Origin of the sequence: Paenarthrobacter sp. NPDC057981 (assembly GCF_042886835.1) — a bacterium.
Classification (GTDB): Bacteria; Actinomycetota; Actinomycetes; order Actinomycetales; family Micrococcaceae; genus Arthrobacter.
This window is the reverse complement of the sequence record NZ_JBHVQI010000003.1, coordinates 92,982-110,060: the sequence shown is the minus strand read 5'-3', so window position 1 is coordinate 110,060 and position 17,079 is coordinate 92,982. Positions and strand designations below refer to the sequence as shown.

The 17,079-nt window shown below is 58.8% G+C and carries 12 protein-coding genes; 7 read left to right on the top strand and 5 right to left on the bottom strand.

All coding sequences use genetic code 11. The features are described 5' to 3' along the window. Nucleotides 1-25: 25 nt before the first annotated feature. Together ACFVSI_RS05205 and ACFVSI_RS05200 are read right to left on the bottom strand one after the other, a co-directional pair. Nucleotides 26-904 (bottom strand): 2-hydroxy-3-oxopropionate reductase, encoded by an 879-nt coding sequence (locus ACFVSI_RS05205; RefSeq protein ID WP_387820389.1) that lies wholly within the window; start codon nt 902-904, stop codon nt 26-28. Nucleotides 905-1,022: 118 nt separating this feature from the next. Continuing rightward, the gene (locus ACFVSI_RS05200; RefSeq protein WP_387820387.1) at nt 1,023-1,826 is read right to left on the bottom strand and encodes a hydroxypyruvate isomerase family protein; all 804 of its coding nucleotides are present in this window, start codon (nt 1,824-1,826) and stop codon (nt 1,023-1,025) included. 829 nt (nt 1,827-2,655) lie between these two features. Here ACFVSI_RS05200 and ACFVSI_RS05195 point away from each other — a divergent pair. Then, complete coding sequence (locus ACFVSI_RS05195) at nt 2,656-3,327, top strand: hypothetical protein (protein ID WP_387820385.1); 672 nt, start codon at nt 2,656-2,658, stop codon at nt 3,325-3,327. 718 nt (nt 3,328-4,045) lie between these two features. Here the strand turns inward: ACFVSI_RS05195 and ACFVSI_RS05190 are convergent. Together ACFVSI_RS05190 and ACFVSI_RS05185 are read right to left on the bottom strand one after the other, a co-directional pair. After that, the gene (locus tag ACFVSI_RS05190) at nt 4,046-5,065 is read right to left on the bottom strand and encodes a hypothetical protein (protein WP_387820383.1); all 1,020 of its coding nucleotides are present in this window, start codon (nt 5,063-5,065) and stop codon (nt 4,046-4,048) included. A gap of 11 nt (nt 5,066-5,076) precedes the next feature. Next, the gene (locus tag ACFVSI_RS05185; protein WP_387820381.1) at nt 5,077-6,135 is read right to left on the bottom strand and encodes a nucleoid-associated protein; all 1,059 of its coding nucleotides are present in this window, start codon (nt 6,133-6,135) and stop codon (nt 5,077-5,079) included. Between the two features lie 971 nt (nt 6,136-7,106). On the opposite strand from ACFVSI_RS05185, the gene ACFVSI_RS05180 reads away from it, so the two are divergent. Then, a complete protein-coding gene (locus tag ACFVSI_RS05180; protein ID WP_387820379.1) occupies nt 7,107-8,813 on the top strand; it encodes a hypothetical protein in 1,707 nt (568 codons plus the stop codon). Between the two features lie 1,278 nt (nt 8,814-10,091). On the opposite strand, the gene ACFVSI_RS05175 is transcribed toward ACFVSI_RS05180, so the two are convergent. Beyond that, the gene (locus tag ACFVSI_RS05175) at nt 10,092-11,069 is read right to left on the bottom strand and encodes a DUF4365 domain-containing protein (protein WP_387820377.1); all 978 of its coding nucleotides are present in this window, start codon (nt 11,067-11,069) and stop codon (nt 10,092-10,094) included. A 487-nt stretch (nt 11,070-11,556) separates the two neighbouring features. Here ACFVSI_RS05175 and ACFVSI_RS05170 point away from each other — a divergent pair, with 487 nt between their 5' ends. The 5 genes from ACFVSI_RS05170 (at nt 11,557) to ACFVSI_RS05150 (ending at nt 17,079) form a co-directional block, all read left to right on the top strand. After that, complete coding sequence (locus ACFVSI_RS05170) at nt 11,557-12,552, top strand: LacI family DNA-binding transcriptional regulator (RefSeq protein WP_387820375.1); 996 nt, start codon at nt 11,557-11,559, stop codon at nt 12,550-12,552. A gap of 200 nt (nt 12,553-12,752) precedes the next feature. Next, a complete protein-coding gene (locus tag ACFVSI_RS05165; RefSeq protein WP_387820373.1) occupies nt 12,753-14,060 on the top strand; it encodes an ABC transporter substrate-binding protein in 1,308 nt (435 codons plus the stop codon). Nucleotides 14,061-14,062: 2 nt separating this feature from the next. After that, nucleotides 14,063-15,034, top strand: a complete 972-nt coding sequence (locus ACFVSI_RS05160; protein WP_387820372.1) for a carbohydrate ABC transporter permease — start codon at nt 14,063-14,065, stop codon at nt 15,032-15,034. Then, on the top strand, nt 15,031-15,930 hold the full coding sequence (locus ACFVSI_RS05155) for a carbohydrate ABC transporter permease (protein WP_387820370.1): 900 nt from the start codon (nt 15,031-15,033) through the stop codon (nt 15,928-15,930). Before ACFVSI_RS05160 ends, ACFVSI_RS05155 begins: the two co-directional genes overlap by 4 nt. Before the next feature lie 45 nt (nt 15,931-15,975). Continuing rightward, the gene (locus ACFVSI_RS05150) at nt 15,976-17,079 is read left to right on the top strand and encodes a Gfo/Idh/MocA family protein (protein WP_387820368.1); all 1,104 of its coding nucleotides are present in this window, start codon (nt 15,976-15,978) and stop codon (nt 17,077-17,079) included.

Sequence of the window (17,079 nt, the reverse complement as noted above, 5' to 3'; positions counted from 1 at the left end):
TCCCTTGTTTTTGGTGCTTAGGGCCTTAGTTGCGGCCGCTGAGCTGGAGGACCTGCTTGAAGAGGCCCGAGTGGTCCAGGCCGCCGTCGCCCTGGTTGACGGTTGCGGCGACAAGCTGCGCGACGACGGCGCCGAGCGGGACGGCGACGTTGGCCTCGCGGGCTGCCGAGGTGACGATGCCCAGGTCCTTGTGGTGGAGGGCGAGGCGGAAGCCGGGGTCGAAGTTGCGGTCGAGCATCTTCTGGCCCTTCTGGTCCAGGACCTTGGAGCCGGCCAGGCCGCCACCGAGGACCTTCAGTGCTGCGTCGGTGTCTACACCGTAGGCCTCAAGGAAGGCGATGGCCTCGCCGAGGACCTGGATGTTGACGGCCACGATGAGCTGATTGGCTGCCTTGACGGTCTGGCCGGAGCCGGACGGGCCGACGTGGACGATGGTCTTGCCCACTGCGTTGAGGACATCCTGTGCTGCCTCGAAGTCTGCTGCGTCGCCGCCGACCATAATGGAGAGGACTGCGTCGATGGCGCCCTGTTCGCCGCCGGAGACCGGGGCGTCGAGGGGGCGGATGCCTGCTTCTACTGCTTCTTCCGAGAGGCGCTTAGCGACGTCCGGGCGGATGCTGGATGCGTCGATCCACAAGGTGCCCTTCTTCGCGTTGGCGAAGACGCCGTCCTTGCCGCTGACTACGCCCTCAACATCGGGGGAGTCCGGCACCATGGTGATGACGACGTCGGCGTCCTTGACTGCGTCCGCGATGCTGCTGGCGCCCTGGCCGCCCTCGGAGACGAGCTTGTCAATCTTGTCCTGGCTGCGGTTGAAACCGGTGACCGTGTGGCCTGCCTTGACGAGGTTGATGGCCATGGGCAGGCCCATGATTCCGAGGCCGATGACTGCAACGTTGCTCATTGTGGTTCTCTTTCTAAAGTCTTTTTAGCTCAGGTGTGCTTACCCAACTAGGGGACAGTAAGTGTTCTAGCGGGTGCTCATTGGAGCGTTTGCTGTCCCCTAGTTGGGTGGGCGGTGCTTAGTTGGCGTTGGCGCGCTGGCGGATGGCCCAGCTGAATGCCGTCTCCTGCGGTTCCTTGTATTCCAAACCGATGTAGCCCTCGTAGCCGAGTTCGCGGCTGCGGGCGATCCACTCACCGAGGGGGAGGTTGCCGGTGCCGGGTGCGCCGCGGCCGGGGTTGTCGGCGATCTGGATGTGGCCGAAGTCCTTGGCGTGGTTCTCGATGACGGATTCGACGTCGTCGCCGTTGACTGCCAGGTGGTAGAAGTCGGCGAGAAGCTTGATGTTCTGTGCGCCGGATTCTGCCTTGACGCGGGCGATGACCTTGAGTGCATCTTCAGCGGTGAGGAGCGGGTACTTGGGTGCGCCGCTCACCGGCTCGAGGAGGACAGTTCCGCCAATACGTGCGACGCCGGCAGCTGCTGCGGCGAGGTTCTTGGCGGCGAGTTCGTCCTGCTCTTCAGGGGTGAACTCGTCTTGGCGGTTGCCGTAGAGGGCGTTGAAGGCCTTGCAACCCAAGCGCTCACCGATGCCGGCGACGACGTCGATGTTGTCCTTGAACTCGGAGCAACGTCCCTTCCAGGAGACGAGGCCGCGGTCGCCGCCAGGCATGTTGCCGGCGTTGAAGTTCAGGCCCGTGAGCTGAACGCCGGCGTCCTTGATGGCTGTTTCAAACTCGGTTACTTGGGCGTCGGTGGGGACGGAGGTCTCGAAGGGCCACCAGAACTCGACGGCGTCAAAACCGGCTGCCTTCGCGGCGGCGGGGCGCTCGAGCAAGGGCAGCTCCGTCAGGAGGATGGAGCAGTTCACTGTGTACGTCATCGTAGGTCCTTCCGAGGAGGGGCTTTGATCTATCTTCCACTGTGCTTCTTGTTGGCCGTGGTGCTTGGCTTCGGTTTCCGCTTTATGGAATTTAGATTCTGCTTTATGAAAAGTTTAGGGAAGGTGGGGGTGCGAGTCAAGGGGGTGGGTGGGGAGGTGGGGGTTTGGGATACCAAGAGGGACGCACTTTGCTGTGTCGCCGCTTTGCATGGCGGCTTGTTGTTCCAGTCGTGCAAACTACCTTCGCCGGATTTCAGGCCGACGATCAGAGAGGGAAAGTGCTTATTGGCCTTACTTCCTGCGTGCCTGGGTTGTCCGTAGGATTGCCATCGTGTCAGATGGAACTTCAGTCGTCCCGCCACGTCCGTTGAGCGTCGGAGACATCGTCGTTGGTCCGAATGATCTCGTCGGTGAGTGGGTGGGGGCGCAAGTCACGAGTATCGATCCAAGTTGGAAAAAGGTTGGTGTCCTTGACCTGGATTGGTCAGGTCCGGAGCCGTCATCAACCGATGACTTGGACGTCATTGAGCCTCTTGTATTGACGCACAATTCGTGGAATGGCCGATTGTCCTACGTCAATTGCGACTGGGTGCTTCCTCGAAGCTTTCGCGTCCTTGGCAGTCTGCCGCTGATTCACGACCAACCGTCGAATAGCTACACCAGCAGTTGGAGAGTTGGTTATCAGCTGGCCCGGCAACGCACTTGGGACAGGGGCGAACGTGAGTGGAACGAACCAGGGGAACTTTTAATGACCCCCGCGGACCTGGACTGTGCCCTCGCCGAGGGAGCACCCGTTCAAAGTGATGTGCGCAGCCTGAAGGCAACCGGCTTGTCCGAAGTGGACTGTCTTCGGATAGCGTCTACGTTTCCCAATCTGAAGAGACTGACTCTCGGAGGCAACCTCGGACAGGTCACAAACGCTGGAATGCTTAACAGGCTCGGCCTGCTCCAGGACCTCTTTATATCCGACCTGTTCGGCATGACGAAGTCCGACTGCCTGCTTCCTGTCCAAGTTCCAAACCTCGAGTACCTCTACCTATACAGCGTCCCTCATGAGTACGCCTCAGCGATGCGAAGTCGTTGGCGATCGGAGACCGCCAACGGCACAAGCGTCAGCATCACCAAGGCGCGGAAGCCTGAATGGGTCCAAGAGAATCTTGAGAACCCGCTTCGCGACTGGGATGGACGCGAACACATAAGTTCTGGTCGGTTCAAGAAAGCTGTGGCGCAATTCAAGAAAACTCGAAGCGATGTGCTCGAAGCGCTCTCCGCCCAGCCAGACGAGACCACCTTGGGACGGTTAGAGGACGTTGGGCGTGATTACGCTAGCGCCTTCAACCGCCTCGACGGGCGGTCCCCATTCATTGAGACAGAGGAGCGTGAGGAACTGTTCGCCGCGCTTGCCTCTGTCATGGATGAGTTCGAAGTGGAGCTGGGTCGTCCTCTGGACGCCGAGCGGCTGGCCCTTTTATCGGGAGTAGAGGACGCACGGGACTGGTGAGCTGGCACTGCTTTGGGCATGGCCCACGACGCGGTGCAAGAAACTCCAACCGCCACCCCTGAATCAGAGGCCGGTCGCGCTGATCCATCTGCTGAGGTGCCCCGGCTTCTACAAGACGCATATGCTTTGTTATCGGCTATCGGCTATCGGCTATCGAGGCTTACGGAGGTGACGTTTGTCCTTTTTAGTCGCGATTGATCGCGGACGGCAGTGGATTCTTGACAAGTTGCATTACCAGGAGCGGGCGCAGTCATTCAACACATCGGCGACTGCCGAGGGCAGCCTCGAGGATGTCATCGCGATGGGCAGGCTGTCTTGGGTAATGTGCTGTCAGCTGACCGCCAGTTGGGCGGGTTCGACGCAGTCACCTGCGTGGATTTGATTCTGTGGCTAGCAGTCTCCTGCTGTGTTCGTATAGGAGGGTCAGCAGGGCGTTGCCAAGATCACGCCAGCGCTTTGGCGCTTAGGTATGTTGGACAGCTCAGGTGACCCTGCGATGCAATTTTTTGGGGGGCCAGCCAGGTTCTGGTGACGAGACAATCACTTTCAACAGCACGAAGGTCACTCAGTGAGCCGCTAAGCAACGGTCACCTTCTTGCGCGGCCGACGCCCGCTGCAGCCAGAGCCCTCTCGCATTGCAGCCAGGACGATCCGTGCACAGGTGTCTTGGAGCCACGACAGTGCGGGGCCCGCTCCAGTTGCTCAGAGTTCAAACCGTTTATTGTGAAAAGTAGCTACCCAACTTCATTGCCCGAGCAATCGACTGGACTTGATCGTACAAGTCGCTTGCTTCGAATTGAATGCTAACTTGGAATGGATTCTCATCAATTAACGCGGCCATCAATATACACTCGGGCTGAGCGGCTAGTGCGTGAAGTTTGACCTCGTGCCGCTGTGACTCTGGGCCGATTGCTTTGTGTAGTGATGCCAGCTTTGTTCGGCCTTCAATTAAAAATTTTCGAGAAAGGGCCGCTAATTCATCAACAGGTCGTTTTGTTCTTGATTTGATTTCATCCAGATTTTCGAGGGTGAGAGACCGACTTCCCTGTGACCAACCGAGATTTTTAGCAGCCTCCGCCAGCGACTTAGATAACTTTAGAATTGCGAAAGAAGGGAGCTCCGACACGGACTTGACACCTCGGTCTAGTTCTAAATCCAAAAGCTCAACAAGAGCGAGCACTCGAGCGAACTGTCGTTGTGTTTTCTTGGGGATTTCATCGGGTCCTTTGTAGATGAACTCATGCTCAGTCTCCGCCCAAGTGTGTTCTGCCAGCGTACGAATCTGGACTTCACATCTAATCTTGTCACTGAGCGGGGTCGCCGCCCAATTGCAAAGTAGGTCCAAGTGAAGACCCGCATAGGTGAGAGCTTTCACCTCACGGCTGGCCTCTTTGTCATCTACGTCAAGCACAGTGAACTGGTCCGATGCCTCAAAAGCATCGGCTACAGGCCACTTCTCGGACGCGAGTTGAACAATGATTCGAACCCCCAATAGATCCGAGCATTCCTCCCAAGGGTTGGCATAGCGTGTGGATGACTGTGAGTCTTTAGCAGGTTTGCCCTGCTTCACGTAAAGGCTTAAAGGTTCCTTATCCCGGAGTTCAGTCTTATGAGGCTTGATATCAGCAGCAAGCAACGTCGCCGACACGCGGTCGCTAATCTCACTCAGAACTCTCCTGTATTCTTCGCGGTGAAGGACATACGCGTCGTGGGTCTCCTGAGCGGACCAAGAAGGCATCACGATTCCTACTATCGTGATCGAGTGTTGGTAACGGAGCCGAGAGGCACACCTTCAATTGTGACGTCGTAAAGTTCTTCGCTGCCGGAGCTCGTGCGCTTTGATACCTTGACCTGACCATCGCCACCGACAAGGTGCGGAGGTGCTACAAGTGAAATTTCATTGCCCAGGCTAATCTTAAGATTGTCGAGTCTTGGTTTGATACGTCGACTGTCTTTTGTAAAGGCAACCATGGGCACCCCGCGATTTTCAGCGGCCCTTAGTACATCCATTTGGTGACTGGGAGGAATGAAATCAGCAATGAAGTTCTTAGCGTCAATCGTTTGAGCATTGCTCTTAATTGCGATAGCCAAAGCTGCCTGAGCTTGAACCTTTTCGTCGGCGTCTAGGCTGCTCTGCTGGATGGCAGACGTCATCTGGCTGAGGTAGCGTTCCGTCATTACTTCAGGCTCATCGGCTAGTCTCATTCCCAAGAACTCGCCTAAGTAGTAGTTGGCGAAGCCGCCACCGTTCTGAATGTCAGCCAGGACACCCTCAACAGGATCACTGTCCGCATGGGGCGAGAACAGGATAGATACCTTGTAAATTCGGTTCTGTTCGCCGAATACAAGGTCGGGAATACGCTTGATGGCCAAGGCACGATCCCCGTTTTCAAGAACCTGAAGCTCAGCTTGCATTGCCTCCTGGTGTTCGACTTTGGCGACCAGTACGCACGCAGAATCATCGAGTGACGCATCAGCTACGACCAGCAACCCGGTCTTTGCGGTCAGTCTTTGTGACGATGCGAGTCTTATTGCGAGTTGCTGGCTCGTCGTCTTCAAATCGGGAGATGAAAAATGCTCTTGCAGGATTGATGGTGTGGGGCTATCCACCTCACTACTAGGCACGACGCCTAGGGCGCGCTTTTCGAGTGCATCACAGAACCTATCGGTGAGGTAGCCGATATCCTTGGCGTCGAGCTCTACCGGCACGTCGGTCACCAAAGCTTCGAAGCCCTTCTCGCCACGCTCGCTCAGCGCAATTTGATGCATATAAATTGAGTTCAGCTCGAGCGTGCTGTAGTCAGGCAAGATCTCCCCCGAATTTTTCAATCATTGACTGCAAATCATCCCTTGCGATACTTCCATCAGAACGCGCTCAGGCGCCCCTCGTACTGAAGTTTACAGCGCCTCACCCCGAATGCGAGCATCGATTGCGATGGGAAATTATCAACCGATCTGGGTTGACATAACATCGGCTAGCGCCGCGCTTAAGTGGTTCTTGAGTCGTAGGCCATGGTTGCCCAACTGCCTGCCGCGCAACCGAAGTCAATGGCCTTTGGTACTCGGGAGACAAGGACGTCAGGTCAAAGGATCTTTGATGGGACTCCGAGTTTGGAGCTGGTTGACGATTCCATCTCCCGAGTTTTCGGCACGCCCCTTGTCCCAACAATGTGTCTTCTACGGAGATTCTCAACATCACTGACAGTTGTCCTTTGACAAGACCGGAGAAGCGATGGCACGCCTTGGATGCGGCCGCGTCAGTCTGGCTGACGAGAAGCACCGATTTGCAGATCAGGGAACTGGAAGCAGTTGTGCGCGAGCGGATCTGAAAGATCACGGGATTATCGGGACCCTGGTGAGCCGACCGGAGTCGGACCGGATGCTTGACCGTCTCTGTCCAGGGATGAAGCCGTGGTGTGGAAACTGGACCGTGTAGACTCGCAACACTCGCCACCTGCTTGAGCTCCTATATGATTTCAAGGTGCGAGGCGTCAAGTTCCGATCGCTACGGGTTGGCATTGCCACCGATACGGCCAGCGAGGTCGGGGGAGCGATGGCCCGGCTGACGGCGCTGATGTTGCGGCTGCGATCCGCGGACAAACCGGCAGAAGCGGCCCATGGACCCTCAATGTCTTCGCGGCTTTCGGAGCACGGGTGCACCCCTCCAGGCAAGCGTCAACAGAGGTAACCACAAGCCGGGATTGGTGGGAGGCGGCCCGTCTACACGCGGGCTTCCCCTCCATCGCCTGGCGCATGGCTTCTCATGCGATCCTGTGTGAATGACTATGGTGAACTGGGAACGCGAATCGGGCGATCGCGTGGAGGAATTCGCGGCGGCGCTGATCCTTTTGGATAACCCACAGGGCAACCGCATCACGCCTTCAAGAGGTGATGGCGGAATTGACCTTCAGGTCGAATCGAACGGTCAATGGGACATCTACCAAGTCAAGAAGTTTGCCCAGACTTTATCTGGTTCCCAGAAGAACCAGATCAAGGAATCTTGGGAACGGTTTGTTGCAGAGACGTTACCTCTAAAGAACGTCCGTTCGTGGACCCTGGTCATGCCTTGGGACCCCACTAGGGAGCAAATGGATTGGCTTGATGAGCTGACTAGCGGCTACACGTTTGAAATCCGATGGTGGGGACGAGCTCATTTAGACGGCCTAGCCGCTGGTCGACCAGCCGTCGTTGACTACTTTTTCGGAGACGGAGGCCAGCGCATAACCGCTCTTATGGAGCAGATGCTGGCCTTGGGTGGCGGCATTCCAGATGACCAACCAAGGGGCAGCCTGCTTGAGCGCATCGTGGAACGTCAGCAGCAAATTGTCCAGGCTCTTTCCCACGTTGACCCTTTCTACAAGTACGTAGTGGAGATCCGGACGGGCAACGTGAACGACGTTGGAGAAAGCCAGATGCACGGGGACGCCCGGGGCGCGTCCCTCGTTCAATATGTGCAAATCAATGATGAGCAGTACGCGGGGATACGCGTCCTGCCCTTATCGGCAGAGTCTTCCTGGCTCCGGCCGATAGGCGGGACATTTGTTTTCACCCCACCTCCCGGTAGCGATCAAGCTGCAGCGCTTGCTGACTTTTTGGATTACGGGGCGGGGTTCACCGCAATGCCTGGTGAGCTAACCGACGTAAAAGGGCCGCCTGGGCTGTTAGAAGCCGGGGCCGGCCTATTCTCGGTCATTCCGGTCTTTGATGAGAACAGTATGCCTCCCCTCGAACTTCAAGTGAGCACTCCGGGTGAGGGCGTGATCCTTCGCCTACCGCTTACAAACGTCAAGGCTATGGGTGCGCCACGCGGAGATGGCTTCTCGCTTACAGCAGAGGATGCCAGCGGAACATTAAGCTTCGGATTCAAGGGAAGAACCCACGAAGGTGCTAGCCAAGAGACCTTCAATTTCCGTGCCCAATCCTCTGTGGGGAAGTACCCCCATGATGTCCTGCCAGCCATTACCTTCCTTGCGAAGATGGACGGCAAGAACGAGGTCAGTCTTGCTGTGCGCGGTGGTCGGCCTCTCCTTAAACCTCTGGTAGGCGAAAATGGCACATGGGTTCGGGCCTTGGCGTTTGTCACCTTTTTAGAGGACTTGATCCTGATCCAGCAACACACCCACGACGCCCTGAAGGTCCCCGACCTTGAGGTGTGCTCGCAAAAGGAACGTGATTCTGTCGGGGCCATCGCCAAGATGCTGCGAGGCGAAAAGGCCGAGGGCCGCTGGAGCACGTTTACGACAGACGGTATAGAGGTGGACCATTCGATGTTCAGCGAACGTAAACCTATAACCGTGGTCACGGAAGAACCCATGTCCCTGACTTTGGCAGGTGTCCGAACGGAGCTGGATGTATGGATGCGTGTCAGCTCCTCGGGTGTCCCGGAGAGTCGTTCATTAAGTGCTGACGGACTTCTGACCGTTACCGTCACTGACGGCATACTCACGTCAGAGATGATCGAACCGCCCATCGAGACGAATGAGTAGGGGCTAACAAAAGGCGACACAGGGCAGGCCTTACTTATTTGGGGCCAATCTGGATAACCCAATATCGGAGGCTGGGAAACTCCGTCGCCAGCATTAGCAGCTGATACGGACCCGATTAAGGGCCCGGAGCTGCGCGCAGGCTTACCGAGGTGGTCACGAAACCCCTGAACTCCTTGGTACAAGTCCGCCTTTGGCGAACGGTTCCGTTACCGAGGCCTTTCCGCATCTAACTGTCGGAGCCGCCGGTACGGTAAGTGCTACATCGTTGATGACTGGTTGGGATGCAGGCCGCTATCCATGACATGGAAGGGGGACGATTAAGACACCCTGGAGCTCGCGGTAGTAGAGAGAATTGTCGAAGCACTCCCTAAGGTCGGGGGCAAGCCCTATCTCGCAACATCTGTACTCGCACATTCTGAAAAGATCATTGTCGGGGTTTTCTGGACCTCCTTCAGCAGGGGACAATTGGGGAGCTATGGGCGAAACTGCGCCTTTGGCGCGAGTACAACGTCCCGGACGGCCGGAGCTATGCAGCGACGCTGTTGCATTCCCGTGAGGAGTCAGAGCCAAGCTCATCACCGATGTCACGCACCTGGGCATGGAGACTGTGATTTTATCAACCGACATGAGGACCGGAAATGCAGTGCGATCCGGCAGCGCCCTGAGCGCATGCTCACCCTTGGGGCGATCCAGGGTAATGTGACTGGTGCGGAAGCAGTCGCAGCCTCGGCGGCCTTTCCTGTTCTGGTTACCGAATTGTGATGAAGCTAAGAATTCCCGTGATATTGGTAATCGACGAAGCGAGCGGCCGACCATGACGGCTGGCGGTATATACGACAACCTTGGACTTGGTTCCTGACTCCCTGGCCCGCTCAACCAACTAGAGTCTCACGTATTCAATCTCGATTATGTTGGCGCTGTCGGCGCTGGACGCGGACGTTTTGAGCGTTCTGCGGCGCGATTCATGGCCGGCAGGCTCGCCCAAAGATTTGACATCACTCACACCGAAGCTCAAGACGCTGCTGGAGCCGCCTTCATTCGACCCGTGATAGTGAGGAACTGAGGGGTTAGGTTGACGTCTGCCTGGGCATGCGATGTGAGCAGCTGCCACTGGCACTGGCCGATCTAGTACCACGCGCCAGGGTTCAAATTTATCCGACGAACTTTGCTCCAATGCGAGCTGCCGACCTGGACACCTCCGCGATACGCTGGGAACAGCTCACTCGGATGCTGCTGAATAACTAAACGCCTGACCTTGGAGGATAGTGGGGGCTGCCTTCAGAGACTAAAAGGGTCATCACCGGGAAGCCGCTCGAGTCTTCCAACCTGTTCGTACAGTCTGCCAATGGTCGAAAGTGAGGTGAAGACACCACGCATAAAGCCCACCCGGCCCAGAAAATGGAAAGCTGCGTCGTCGAACTCGTCTCCTCCTACTCTGGGTACGGTGCCGAGCCGCTCCTTTAGCCGCGAAATTCGATCTTTTAGGGTTGTGAGCGTGTCTCGAAACTCCTCTACGGCACCCCATTCCAAATTTGTCCTACGCCAGATGTCCAACTCCGAAATTTCATGCGCATATTGATCTGCCTTCTCTAGAAATCGAGAAGCAGCTAGGTGGAAAGCGTCTGGATTCGAATCTGCATGGTCGAGGTCAACTAGGGCGTAATTCAGTTCTGTGGAGTAGTGGTGAGCGAGGTTTGCGGCGCTGTAAATCTTACTGCGGCGAGCTATTCTGCCAAAGTATCCCCAATGAGAACTTGGGTCAAAGCTCTCATCTGAAACTTTGATCTGGTTTCGCATCGGGAGGTAAAGCGTCACGGTCTTCTGGCTACGCCAGGCGGGATTGCTTGGCGCCAGAACCTTTGAAATATAGTCGTTGAGGCAAACGTAGAACACTTGCAGCTTAGCCCGATCAACTACGAACAGAATGACTGGGACGCTTGCGCCCATAGCTTCGACCAAATGGAGTTCTGAAACCTCCATATTGAATTTTATAACATCAGATTCTTGGCTATTTTTATCATAACTTCCAAGAATGATATTATCGGTAGTCTTCACTTGGAGGTAGAAGTGTTCTCCCCATGTTTGGTATTTCTGTCGCCCATCTCCGGACGGGACAGCATGAAAAACTTCGATTTCTAAGTCGAGACCATAATCATGCTGAATTGGTCGAACCACCCACTCAGGCGGAAATGCAAAGGCTGAAAGAAGCTCGCCGAAGCGGCCCTTCAGCTGATTCTCATCTTGATATTTAGTCAATCTTCTCTACTTTGTATAGTCCTATGGTAATCACTTCTGCGAGTTCTCGCATATGGCGTCGATGCCACGAATGATTTTCGTCTATCGGCACTCTGTCGGTAGGGCGAGTCCGGGCCAAGGTTCTAGTCGGGCCATCCACTTGCTTGACCCAGCGTTTTCGCGCTCCTTTCCGATTAGGCGATAGGCGCCGGCTTGTATGGCTCACTGTGGCCGTCATTGCCTAGTAGGAAAACTGTCTCACTTTGACACTCTCAGTATGGATGAGTTCACGCCTATAACGAGACTTTGGGAGCATGCTCCCCCGTGATGACGCGGCCCGAGCCAATAAATAGGCTCGCACCCCTACGCCGCTTTCGGTAATCGCACCAGCGGTCGACCCGCGATTGACCGTCAGACATGGTCGGTTTCCTTCTTCCGGCTAAGCTGAGGAGCGCCGATGGGTATGGCAGAAGTATGGCGGCAGACGCCATCCGCGGAAGGACTACAAATGGCACGGCCGACAGTTCAGGATGTCGCCAGGACTGCGGGTGTTTCCGTGGGGACGGTGTCGCGTGTTTTGAACGGAAGCTCGGCGGTCAGTACGTCGGCCAAGGAGAAGGTCAACGCCGCCATCAAGGAGCTCAGCTACCGTCCTCTCGCCTCGGCACGGGACCTAAGAAGAGACCGGACAATGCGTGTCCTTGCCCTGGCCAAGAACCTCGACTCCCTCGTCATCAGCGAAGTCTTCCGAGGCGTAGGAGACGCAGCAGCGGACAATGGCTACGTCAGCCTTATCGCCGCTACAGACGGGGATCGCGACCGCGAACAGCAACTCGTGGACATGCTGCGCAACGGCTCAGTGGACGGCCTGGTGATCTTCTCGCCGACCATGCCGGATGAGGATGTCAACGCTGTCGCCGAGCAACTGAGCGTCATCCAGGTCTGCGAAATCGTGGACGCAGAGGCCGCCTTCGGGGTGTCCATCGATGACCGTCAGGCAGGCTACGACATCACCAAACATCTCATCGACACAGGCGCCAAGAAGCTGGCCATGCTCGCCCACAGGGGTGCCCGCTCGGGTCGGCTCAGGGAAGAGGGCTTCCGCCAAGCGCTCAAGGAGGAAGGCCTGGCGCCGGACCGGGTCCTCCTGGGTGAAGGCAACTTCGGATTCCACGCCGGACGCAATCTCACAAAGAAACTCTTGGAAGCCAAAGACCTCCCCGACGCCGTCTTCTGCGGGACCGACGTCGTCGCTGCAGGGTGTGTCCGCGAGCTCACCGACGCCGGGCTAAGAGTCCCACAGGACGTCGCCGTGGCCGGCTTCGACGACTCCGCCCAGGCAGAAATGTGCGTGCCGGAGCTGACGACGGTGAGGCAGCCGGCGTATGAGATGGGCCAAGCGGCCTTCGCTGAACTACTGGAACGCATGACAGTCGAGGGCGCGCACCGTAAGGGCCGGACCTTCTTCCCGCACCAACTCGTCATCCGGGACTCCACCAAATAAAAGGGTTGACAGCCACGAGCAACCACTGCAAAACTACTTTGGAATCGATTCCACGGGCCGCAAGGCCTTTTTTCAAAGCAGCATTTGGAATCGATTCCACCACTCAGCACAACACACGGCAATGAAGCCAGGTTCAGGGCGCGCAGCAGCTAGAGCGCACCCAGAACCACTCATCCCCACAGTCACCAAAGGAGCCACTTGTGGACTTGAACCAACCTGCTCTCCCGCTCCAGAACAAAGTCACCAAACGCACAGCCCTCGCCGCAACAGCAATCGCAGCGGCCCTCCTCCTCAGCGCCTGCGGTGGGGGAGCAGCTCCCCAAGGTGCGGAGCAAGCGGCAGCTGCCGATCCGTCGTCGGGCGCGAATGCCAGCGGTGCCGTGAACGTCTGCGGCGTCAAGGACGCGAGCGGCATCTACAAGGGCACGGCGGAAGCGTTCACCAAGGCAAACGGCAAGGTCACGGCCAAGTACACCGAGATCGGCGCCACCACGGACGAAGCCCGCACGCAGATCGTGCAGCGGCTCGAAGGCAAGTCCACGGAGTGCGACATCTTCATCTCGGACGTCATCTGGACCTCCGAGTTCGCATCGCAGGGCTGGCTGCTGGACCAGACCAAGCTGGTGGAGGCCAACAAGGACCGCCTCATTCCCTCCACTGTGGAAACCACCAAGTACCAGGACAAGTACTGGGCCTCGCCGTTCTTCACCAACGCCGGCCTGATCTACTACCAGAAGGACAAGGTAGCCAAGCCGGAGACCTGGCAGCAGCTCTACGCGGAAGCAGCCAAGGCCCCGGGCAACGGGTTCGTCTACCAGGGCAAGCAGTACGAGGGCCTCACGGTGAACTTCCTCGAAATGCTCTACAGCGCCGGCGGCGAAGTCCTCGATGACCAGGGCAACGTCAAGATCGACTCCCAGGAAACCCGCGACGTCCTCAACTTCATGACCGACGGCCTCAAGAACGGCTCCGCCGACCGCGCCGTCCTCACCTACAACGAGGACCCGGCCCGCCTCGCCTACGAGTCCGGCAACTTTGGATACCAGCGCAACTGGCCGCACGTGTACCGTCTGCTGAACGCGACGCCGCTCGCGTCCAGCTTCGCCGTCGCACCTTTGCCGGCGTGGGAAGGCGGCAAGGCCTCGGGCGTGCTCGGCGGCTGGAACCTGGCGATCTCGGCCAACTCCACCAACCAGGCCGGGGCGGTGGCCTTCATTGACTTCGCCACGACGCCGGACTGGCAGAAGCACGTCGCCATGGACTACTCGCAGGCACCGGTCAATGAGGCTGCCTACTCCGACGCCGCGGTGCTCCAGAAGATGCCGTTCGCTACCGAACTTCTCGCCTCGGTCAAGGGTGCCAAGCCGCGCCCGATCTCCCCGGTCTACCCGCAGATTTCGCAGGCGATCTACAAGAACGTCTACGCCGTCCTCTCCGGCACCACCTCCACCGAGGACGCCGTGAAGAAGATGGCCGACGAAGTCGCTGCGGCCAAGTCGAGCTTCTAACCATGGCGATCAAGACCCTCCAACCCGGCCGCGGGGCGTCAAAGCGCCCCGCGCCGGGCGGCGCCCCCGCCCGCGTGTCAGGCCGCGACCGCGCCGAACGCCGTCTCGCCTTCCGTATGACGGCGCCGTCGCTGATCCTCATGGCCCTGGTGGCCGCGGTCCCGATCGGCTACGCAATCTGGCTCTCGCTGAACCAGTACAGCGTCCGCACGGCCGGGCTCTCGCGGTTTGTCGGCCTGGAGAATTACATCAACGCCCTGGCAAGCCACGAGTGGTGGGCCGCGTTCGGCCAGACCTTCCTCTTCGCGGGCCTCTCGGTCACCCTCGAACTGATCCTCGGCACGGCAATGGCGTTGCTGCTCAACCTCGCGTTCAAGGGCCGCGCCCTGCTCCGCACGGTGGTCCTGCTGCCGTACGCGATCGTCACCGTGGTCAGCGCCATCACCTGGCAAACGATGTTCCAGCCAAACCTCGGCTTGGTCACCAACGTCCTCTCCGCGCTGGGACTGCCGGGCGGCGACGTCGTATGGCTGGGTGAGCACGGCTACGCGATGGCGGTGATTGTCCTCGCCGACGTGTGGAAGACGACGCCGTTCGCCGCGCTCATCATCCTGGCCGGACTGCAGGTCATCTCCGCCGAAACGTACGAGGCCGCAGAACTCGACGGCGCCAGCAAGTGGCAGACCTTCGTCCACATCACCCTGCCGCTGTTGCGCCCCGCGATCGTGCTCGCCGCGATCTTCCGCACCATGGATGCCCTGCGCGTGTTCGACCTGCCGTTCGTCCTCACCCGCGGCGCCAACGGCACCGAATCAATGTCCATGCTGGCCTACGGCGAACTCCGCGAAAACCGGCTGGTTGGCGAAGGCTCGGCCCTCTCCATCCTCACCTTCATCACCGTCATGGTGGTCTCGGTCATCTACATCCGCTTCGGCGGCGGCAACATCCGCGACGTCGCGAAGGAGGAGCAATGAGCACGCTGACGGCAGAACGCACGACGCCGGCACCCGCCACCGGGCGCAAGTCACCCAAGCGCCGCTTACGTGGGGAGTCGAAACTCCATCCCCTGGTGTGGGTGTTCGTGGTGGCCGTCATGGGTTTCTCGCTCATCCCCTTCTACTGGCTGGTCAACACCTCCCTTAAGAAGGGAGCGAGCCTGTCCAAGGGCGAGCTCTTCCCGAGCCAGCCAACGCTCGAGAACTACCTCGTGGTCTTCCAGAACCCCGAGTTCCTCCTGGCCTTGCGCAACTCGGTGATTATCGCCGTCGTGACTACAACCGTGGCGCTGGTGTTCGCGTCCTTCGCCGCGTATGCGCTGGCCCGGCTGAAGATGCGCCGCAAGGCGATGATCCTGACGCTGATCCTCTCCGTCACCACGTTCCCGGCCATCGCCATCGCGGCCCCGATGTTCTCCATCTGGCGCGAAATCGGGCTGTACGACACACTGTTGGGCCTCATCATCCCGAAGCTGACGTTCGCGTTGCCCCTGGCGATCTACACCTTGACGTCGTTCTTCAAGGAGATCCCGCGGGAGCTCGAGGAATCGGCGTACATGGATGGCGCTACGCCGTTCACCGCGTTCCGCAAGGTCATCCTTCCGTTGGCAGTCCCCGGTCTGGCGACTACGGCGATCCTGGTGTTCATCTCGGTCTGGAACGAGTTCCTCCTGGCCGTCACGCTGACCACCTCGCCCGAAGCCCGCCCGGTTCCGGTGGCGATCGCGTTCTTCAGCGGAACCAGCGAGTTCGACCAGCCCCTCGGCACCATCAGCGCGGCCTCGGTGATCATCACCGTCCCGCTCGTGATCCTGGTGCTGCTGTGCCAGAAGCGCATCGTCTCCGGCATGACCGCGGGCGCGGTCAAGGGCTAACAGCTTTCCAAAACCATCAAGAAACCCAGAAAGAACAGGAATAACGTGAGTATTCAGCAGCAGGCCACCACCGCAACCCTCAAGGTGGGAGTTGTGGGCATCGGTTGGGCCGGCCAGCAGCACCTCAAGGCGTACAGCAACATCGACGGCGTCGAGATTGTCGCCGTCGCGGGTATGGAACCAGAGCTCCTGGCCCAGCTGAAAGAGGAGTACAGCATTCCGCACGCCTTCGCGCGCTGGGAAGACATGATCGAGCTCGAAGGTCTCGACGCCGTCAGCGTCGCAGTGCCGACGTTCCTGCACGCGCCCATCGCGATTGCTTCGCTTGACCGGGGCCTGCATGTGCTGAGCGAGAAGCCCCTGGCGCGCAACGCCGTCGAGGGTCAAGCGATGGTTGACGCCGCCCGGAAGGCGGGCCGCGTCCTCGACGTCGCGTTCAACCACCGCCGGCGCGGCGACATCCAAGCGCTCAAGAACGTGATCGACGAGGGAACCCTCGGCCGCCCGTACTACGCCAAGGCTTCGTGGCTTCGCCGCCAGGGCATTCCGATGCTCGGCAGCTGGTTCACCAACCCCGAACTCGCCGGCGGTGGACCGTTGGCCGACATCGGTGTGCACGTCCTGGACTACTCGCTGCACTTGCTGGGTGAGCCCAAGGTGTTGGCCGTCTCCGCTTCGACCCACTCCGAACTCGGCCCGCGCGGCCTCGGCGGCAACGCGAGGTATACGGCGTCGAACTCCAGCCATAAGTTTGAAGTGGAGGACTTCGCCTCCGCGTTCATCCGGCTGGAAGGCGGCGGAACCTTGATCCTCGAAGCGGGCTGGGCCACCTACCGTGACGAGCGGGATCTGATGGACTTCACGGTTTACGGGACCGACGGCGGAGCGGACTTGCGCTCGGTGGGCGCCTCCGAGAACCCCGTCGCAGACGTGCACATTTTCACCGAGAAGGACGGCCAGAATGCCGACTTCGAGGTAGTGGCCGAACCCGGAAAGGCGCACCAGGCCGTCGTCGACGATTTTGTTGCTGCCGTCCGCGGCGGCGAGACCGTGTGGGGAAGCCACGACGGATCGCTTGCCCTCAGCCGGGCGCTGGTGCTCGACGCCTGCTACAAATCCGCCCTTGAACAACGTGAAGTGGTGCTCTGA